Below are 6,692 nucleotides of genomic sequence, written 5' to 3' on the forward strand. Positions count from 1 at the left end.
ATTTAAAGGAATTCGAATATGAGCAATATATTTTCAGTTAAGGATAAGGTGGTGGTCATCACCGGGGGCACCGGTGTGCTCGGCAGCTGCATAGGCAAGTATCTTGCCTCCGAAGGTGCGAAGGTTGTGATTCTCGGCCGTCGCAAGGAAGAGGGCGATGCCATAGTCAAGGAGATAAAGGATAACGGAGGTGAAGCCATGTTTCTTGTCACAGATGTGATGGACAAAGATGTGGTGGAGCGTAATTGTGCCGATATTCTTGCCGCCTACGGCAAGGTTGACTCCCTATTGAATGCCGCCGGGGGGAATATGCCCGGAGCTACAATTCCTCCCTCAGGTACGTTTTTTGATGTCAATGTCTCGGAATTCGAGAGGGTGCTTAATGTGAACCTTACCGGAACCGTAATACCGACGCAGGTGTTTCTCAAACCTATGGTCGAGGCGGGGAAAGGAACGATTGTCAACTTCTCCTCGATGGCTGCTTTCCGACCGCTGACCAGAGTGATGGGTTACGGGGCAGCGAAAGCGGGAATCTCAAATTTCACGGCGTTTATGGCTAACGAGGTGGCTACAAAATTCTCGCCTGAGATACGTGTGAATGCCATTGCTCCCGGTTTCTTCCTTACAAATCAGAACCGCAGTCTGCTCACCAATCCCGACGGCAGCTATACAGAACGTGGTCAGGACGTGATACGTCAGACACCGTTCAAGCGTTTCGGACGCGCTGAGGAGCTATGCGGCACAATTCAGTATCTTATTTCCGACGCGTCATCGTTTGTGACAGGAACAGTAGCTGTTGTAGACGGGGGCTTCAATGTATTCGCGATGTGACAAAACAGTATTCGCAGGTTTGACAACACGAAAGGAGGATGATGCCTGACAGGTGAATTGTGTAGTAAAATTGTAATCTGAAAAAATATTTTGAATAATATTTACAAATATTCTGAATATTTTGTTATCTTTGTAAATGAGTTAGAGAGATTACACACATATACACTATCACTAATGAATTAAAACGAAAAGCTATGAGAGAATCTTATGTATTTCTTGCCGATGGTTTTGAGGAAGTCGAGGCATTGACCCCAGTGGATGTTCTACGCCGTGCCGGTATGCCCGTAAAAACGGTTTCTATAACTTCATCGCTTCAGGTCACCGGAGCACATGGTGTTACCGTAACCGCCGATCTTATATTCAACAATGCGCTGTTCAAGGATGCCGCATGGCTGATACTCCCCGGAGGAATGCCCGGCGCCACAAATCTATATGATTTCGATCCGTTGCACGGTCTGTTGCAGAACCAATACGACTCCCCGGTCGGCAGAATAGCTGCGATATGCGCCTCGCCGGCGGTTGTGCTCGGACAGATGGGTCTGCTTAAAGGTCGAGAAGCCACATGCTATCCCGGTTTTGAGGATATGATGGAAGGAGCGATCCATTCGGAGAAGAGAGTAGTTGCCGACAGCAAGTTCGTACTTGGCGCGGGACCCGCGCTGGCTCTCAAATGGTCGCTTGCAATCGTTGAAGCCGAACTGGGAAGAGAGAAAGCCGACAATGTCGCTGCCGGAATGCTGCTTTACAGCAAGAACCGCATAGATGTAGACAACTACTTTGGATAAACTCAGACAGTTTCCGGGAAACTGTTTAAAAATAAAGTTTGAAAACATAGATGTCAGATATCTATTATACGATTGAGGGAGCCGGTGAGTCTCAATATAAAGAGAAGATGAGCCGGTTCCTCTCTTTTGCAATTCCTGTGTCGGATGCCGAGGAGGCGAAGGGGGAGGTCAAGCGGTTTCAGAACCGTTTTCATGATGCGCGTCATGTATGTTGGGCATACATGATCGGTCCCGACCGTCTCGAATGGCAGCTTAACGACAACGGCGAACCCTCGGGCACAGCCGGCAAGCCGATACTTGGTCAGATCAACAGTTTTGAGCTAACCAACGTACTTGTGATTGTGGTCAGGTACTTCGGCGGCATCAAGCTCGGCACGTCCGGACTCATCTCTGCCTACAGGGAAGCGGCGCGTCTCGCACTTGAAGAGGCGGGGAAAAAAGAGCTTCGCAAGATGTCGAGGCTCAGGATCGTATTTCCCTATGTCGGAGCGGACGGAGTGATGCGCCTTGTAAAAGGGAATGATATAAATATCGTTGAGCGGACATTCGACAACACCTGCGGAATGACCATCGAGTATCCGGAAAGTATGCATGAGGAAATCGCCGGCAGATTATCGAAAATCGACGGAGTGTCGATAGTTGATGAAAACGGGTGAAAAAGAGGTTTTATATACTCTTTGAGACTGAATTTTAATAAAAAAACGCCAAAAACATCAGAAAATCACGCTGAAATATATAAGGTTTCAAAAAAAATTGCGATATTTGCATCGCCAAATTTGCTCAGGCACTTTTGGATAGCAAGATTATACGAAAAAGTGTATAAAGATAAAATACCAAAACAATGACAAAGGCAGATATTGTAAACGAGATCTCCCGCAGCACAGGCCTTGAGAAGGCAGCCGTGCTCGCAACAGTTGAGAAATTCATGGAAGTCGTGAAAGATTCTATGGCAAACGGCAACAATGTATATCTCCGCGGTTTCGGCAGCTTCATCATCAAGAACCGCAAAGAGAAAACAGCACGTAATATTTCTCGCAACACAACAATCAAAATCCCGGCACACAAGGTTCCGGCATTCAAACCCTCAAAAGTTTTCCTTGAGGACGTAAAATAAAATTCTCCCAAGAGATATAGAATTAAAATAAGTATAATTATTAATACCGACAATCATGCCAAGCGGAAAAAAGAGAAAAGGTCATAAGATGGCCACTCACAAGCGCAAAAAAAGACTGAGAAAGAATCGTCATAAGAAGAAATAATCGCGGCTATAGAGACCCGATTGTTCTATGCGCATAGAATAACGAAACAAGGACAGACCCGCCGCGCCTCCACGGTCGTGGTGAGTTTGTCCTTAAATTTTTTAACCGAATGAAAAGCGAATTAGTAGTAGACGTCCAGCAGGAAGAGGTGTCGATAGCCTTGCTTGAAGACTCGCGTCTTGTGTCGCTGCAGAAGGAGAGTCGCAATATCGCGTATGCTGTAGGCGACCTTTACCTTGCCAAAGTGAAGAAGATAATGCCGGGTCTTAACGCTGCCTTCCTTGATGTAGGCTATGAGAAAGATGCTTTTCTTCATTATCTCGACCTCGGAGCCCAGTTCAGCACATACGGCAAATTCATCGCAGAGGCGATGGCGGATAAAAAGCGGGTTCCGTTAATTTCAAAATTCAAGCTCGAACCGGATATATCCAAACAGGGCACCATCGGGGAAGTCTTAAAACCTGGCGACCAGCTCCTCGTTCAGATAGCTAAAGAACCGATTTCGTCCAAGGGACCGCGTCTGACAACGGAGATTTCATTCACCGGTCGGTTTATGGTTCTAATGCCATTTGGCGATAAAATCTCGATTTCGCAGAAAATAAAATCCACCGAAGAGAAGATACGTCTGCGTCAACTGATGGGTAGCATCAAGCCCAAGGGATTCAGCGTGATTGTACGCACTTCCGCGGAAAACAAACGCGTGGCGGAGCTGAATCATGAGATGCGTACGCTCGTCAAATGCTGGGAAGAGTCTATCGCCAAGATGCAGCGCAGTCAGTCGCCGGCGTTGATTTATGAAGAAGACTCCCGTATGGTAAGCGTAATCCGCGACATCTTCAGTCCGAATTTTGAAAACATCTATGTAAATGAAGCTGAGGCATTCACTCAGATTCAGAATTATGTGTCGTTGATTGCTCCCGAAAACAAGGATATTGTCAAGCTCTATGCCAAGGACACTCCGATTTTCGACCATTTCAACATCACACGCCAGATAAAAAGCAGTTTCGGCAAGACAGTATCATTCAAGAGCGGCGCCTACATTATCATCGAGCACACGGAAGCGCTTCATGTGGTTGATGTGAACTCCGGCAACAGGAGCAAGGCATCATCCGATCAGGAGTCCAACGCCCTTGATGTAAATCTCAAGGCAGCGGACGAGATAGCGCGTCAGTTGCGGTTGCGCGACATGGGTGGAATCATAGTGATTGATTTTATCGACATGAACAAGCAGGAGCACCGTCAGGCATTGTATGATCATATGCGTGAAGTCATGGCTAACGACAGAGCCCGCCACAACATTTTGCCCTTGAGCAAATTCGGACTCATGCAGATCACACGCCAGCGGGTACGCCCGGCACTTGACATAACCACCAGCGAGACATGTCCTTCATGTTTCGGCAAAGGAGAGGTGCAGCCTTCGATACTCTTTACCGACAAACTGGAAGAAAAAATCGAATATCTTGTGGACCATCTCAAGATAAAGAAATTCAAAATGTATGTGCACCCATATGTCGAGGCATATGTGAAAAAAGGGATGTTCTCTCTTTATGGCAAATGGAAATTGCGTTTCGGGCGAGGTGTTAAGATTATCCCCGACGAATCGCTCGCCTATCTTGAATACAAGGTAGTTGACGACACCAACAAAGAGATTGACCTTAAGGAGGAACGTGACATGAGCTCCAGTCAGAGCAAGAACCGCGTCAGACTTAAAAACAGAGATAAAGAAGAGAATTGATTCTTATAGCTTCTCCTCCATATCGGAGAATTAAATATAAAGAGTCCGCACTCATGAGTGCGGACTCTTTATATTTAATTCGATCTGAATACGCATTTATCTTAATACGGTATATAATATTGCTGCAAAATTGTTAAACAATACTTGCCTTTAAAAAGTTTAACAAGTTTTAAGATAATCGGCAACAACGAATGTAGAACCACCAATATAAATTACGTCGGAGTGTGCGGCGCAATTGGTAGCGGCATAAACAGCTTCTTTGACCGATTCAAATTTGCCGGCAATCGTGATGCCGTTTGCCTCGCATTTGTCTGCGAGGATATCGACCGGCATTGCGCGTGGAATTAAAGCTTGAGTTATATAATACGCCGCCTCTTTAGGGAATAGGGGAAGGATATGATCCACATCTTTATCGGAGACAAAGCCTATGATCATAAACAGTTTTGCATTTGTTGCATGCCTGTGTCTTTTCTGCATAATCTCATTCAGCTGATGGAGATTATACCTCAATCCCGCTTCATTGTGACCGGTATCACAAATTGTGAGGGGAGAGGACGACATTCGCATCCAACGCCCCATAAGCCCTGTATTTTCAACAACCTTCTCTATTCCTTCGCGCGTTTTTTCTTTATTAAGCTCGATTCCGACATCAGGAAGGATGTTGAGGATGTTGAGGAGCGTGTTGATATTTTTCTTTTGGTATTCCCCTGCAAGAGGGAGGTGGAAGTCGCCAATAAGAGGAGAAGAACATTGCCATCCCCATTCGTCATCCGGAGTAAACGAGGTGAGGAGTGGAGTATTGTAAGCCTCCTTTAGTGTCGCGCCGGTTGCTGCGGCATGGTTGCGGAAAACCGTTTCTGTCTCCGAAGAGGCTTCCCCAATTACGCATGGCACGCAGGGTTTCATTATCCCCGCCTTTTCCAAGGCGATTTTTGAAAGAGTGTCACCTAAAAACTGCGTATGGTCGAAAGATATGTTGGTGATTGCGGACAACACGGGTGTAATGATATTTGTGGAATCCAGTCTGCCGCCCATGCCTACCTCGATGACAGCTATATCCACATTCTCGGATGCGAACCAGTCGAAAGCCATCATCATGGTAAGTTCGAAGAACGATGGATCTATCTCTTTGTCAGATTCCCGCCAGCGTCGGGTAAAGTCTATTACCTTTTCTTTCGGAATCATTTCGCCGTTGATTCGCATGCGTTCACGGAAATCGGCAAGATGGGGAGAAGTGTACAAGCCTGTTCTGTAACCGTTTGTCTGCAAGACTGAGGCAAGCATATGCGAAGTGCTTCCCTTGCCGTTTGTGCCGGCGATATGTATGGAACGGAATCGCCTGTGCGGGTTTCCGAAAAGATTATCGAGAGCTATGGTCCGGTCAAGTCCCGGTTTATAAGCTGCCGCACCTACACGCGAGAACATCGGCAGACGCGTATAAAGGTATTCGAGAGCTTCGTTGTATGATTCTTCCAGATTGTTCATGTCAGTAATATAATATCAGACCGGTTATGCCTGCAAGGATTATAATAAGTATCGGGTGGATTTTTAGCTGCTTCTTGCCGAACCTCAGCGGGAAATATGCAAGGCAGAATGCAACGGCACATATGGCGATGTTCATCCACATCTGTCTTGTGATGCCGTTCGGATTGAAGTTGGCGGCGTTCATCAGCATGATTGCCGCCGATGCGATTAGACCGACTACCACGGGGCGCAAGCCGGAAAATACAGCCTTTACGGCACCGCTTTCGTTATGTCGGCGTATGAAATGCGCGCTGTAGAGCACCAGAAAGAAGCTCGGCACAGTTACTGCAAGTGTGGCAAGTATGGATCCGATAAGCCCCCATCCGATACCACTGAATTCCGGGTTTACGGCTCCCGGAGCGACGAAGCCGATATAAGTGGCGGAATTGATTCCGATGGGTCCCGGTGTCATCTGAGAGATCGCCACTATGTCTGTAAACATGGTTTCCGAGATCCATCCGGGACCGACCACCGCCTTTTCCACAAGCGAAAGCATGGCGTAACCGCCGCCGAATCCGAAGATGCCTATCTTTATGTAGGCCCATATCAGTTTGAGGT

General features: G+C 47.0%; 7 protein-coding genes. 5 read left to right on the forward strand and 2 right to left on the reverse strand.

All coding sequences use genetic code 11. The features are described from left to right. Positions 1 to 18 precede the first annotated feature (18 nt). The 5 genes from JX312_RS07320 to JX312_RS07340 all read left to right on the forward strand — a co-directional run bounded on the left by JX312_RS07320 (position 19) and on the right by JX312_RS07340 (position 4,610). On the forward strand, positions 19 to 831 hold the full coding sequence (locus JX312_RS07320) for an SDR family oxidoreductase (RefSeq protein WP_204457547.1): 813 nt from the start codon (positions 19 to 21) through the stop codon (positions 829 to 831). Positions 832 to 1,025: 194 nt separating this feature from the next. Next, a complete protein-coding gene (locus JX312_RS07325) occupies positions 1,026 to 1,616 on the forward strand; it encodes a DJ-1 family glyoxalase III (protein ID WP_123405160.1) in 591 nt (196 codons plus the stop codon). 50 nt (positions 1,617 to 1,666) lie between these two features. Continuing rightward, the gene (locus JX312_RS07330; RefSeq protein ID WP_123405162.1) at positions 1,667 to 2,272 is read left to right on the forward strand and encodes a YigZ family protein; all 606 of its coding nucleotides are present in this window, start codon (positions 1,667 to 1,669) and stop codon (positions 2,270 to 2,272) included. 185 nt (positions 2,273 to 2,457) lie between these two features. Beyond that, the gene (locus tag JX312_RS07335) at positions 2,458 to 2,730 is read left to right on the forward strand and encodes an HU family DNA-binding protein (RefSeq protein ID WP_123405164.1); all 273 of its coding nucleotides are present in this window, start codon (positions 2,458 to 2,460) and stop codon (positions 2,728 to 2,730) included. A 254-nt stretch (positions 2,731 to 2,984) separates the two neighbouring features. After that, entirely contained in the window at positions 2,985 to 4,610 is a 1,626-nt protein-coding gene (locus tag JX312_RS07340; RefSeq protein ID WP_204457548.1) for an Rne/Rng family ribonuclease, read from the forward strand. Positions 4,611 to 4,769: 159 nt separating this feature from the next. Here the strand turns inward: JX312_RS07340 and JX312_RS07345 are convergent, their stop codons facing one another. Both JX312_RS07345 and JX312_RS07350 read right to left on the reverse strand, forming a co-directional pair. Continuing rightward, entirely contained in the window at positions 4,770 to 6,095 is a 1,326-nt protein-coding gene (locus tag JX312_RS07345; RefSeq protein WP_204457549.1) for a folylpolyglutamate synthase/dihydrofolate synthase family protein, read from the reverse strand. A gap of 1 nt (position 6,096) precedes the next feature. Further along, positions 6,097 to 6,692 (reverse strand): chromate transporter (locus JX312_RS07350; protein WP_204457550.1); only part of this gene is annotated, 596 nt, incomplete at its 5' end.

The sequence above is a fragment of the Barnesiella sp. CU968 genome (genome assembly GCF_905219685.1).
Taxonomy (GTDB): domain Bacteria; phylum Bacteroidota; class Bacteroidia; order Bacteroidales; family Muribaculaceae; genus Lepagella; species Lepagella muris_A.

Excerpts from the sequence above, each read along its gene's own strand:
- JX312_RS07320 (WP_204457547.1), top strand. The coding sequence starts at position 19 with ATGAGCAATATATTTTCAGTTAAGGATAAGGTGGTGGTCATCACCGGG.
- JX312_RS07325 (WP_123405160.1), top strand. The coding sequence starts at position 1,026 with ATGAGAGAATCTTATGTATTTCTTGCCGATGGTTTTGAGGAAGTCGAG.
- JX312_RS07340 (WP_204457548.1), top strand. The coding sequence starts at position 2,985 with ATGAAAAGCGAATTAGTAGTAGACGTCCAGCAGGAAGAGGTGTCGATA.
- JX312_RS07330 (WP_123405162.1), top strand. The coding sequence starts at position 1,667 with ATGTCAGATATCTATTATACGATTGAGGGAGCCGGTGAGTCTCAATAT.
- JX312_RS07345 (WP_204457549.1), bottom strand. The coding sequence starts at position 6,095 with ATGAACAATCTGGAAGAATCATACAACGAAGCTCTCGAATACCTTTAT.
- JX312_RS07335 (WP_123405164.1), top strand. The coding sequence starts at position 2,458 with ATGACAAAGGCAGATATTGTAAACGAGATCTCCCGCAGCACAGGCCTT.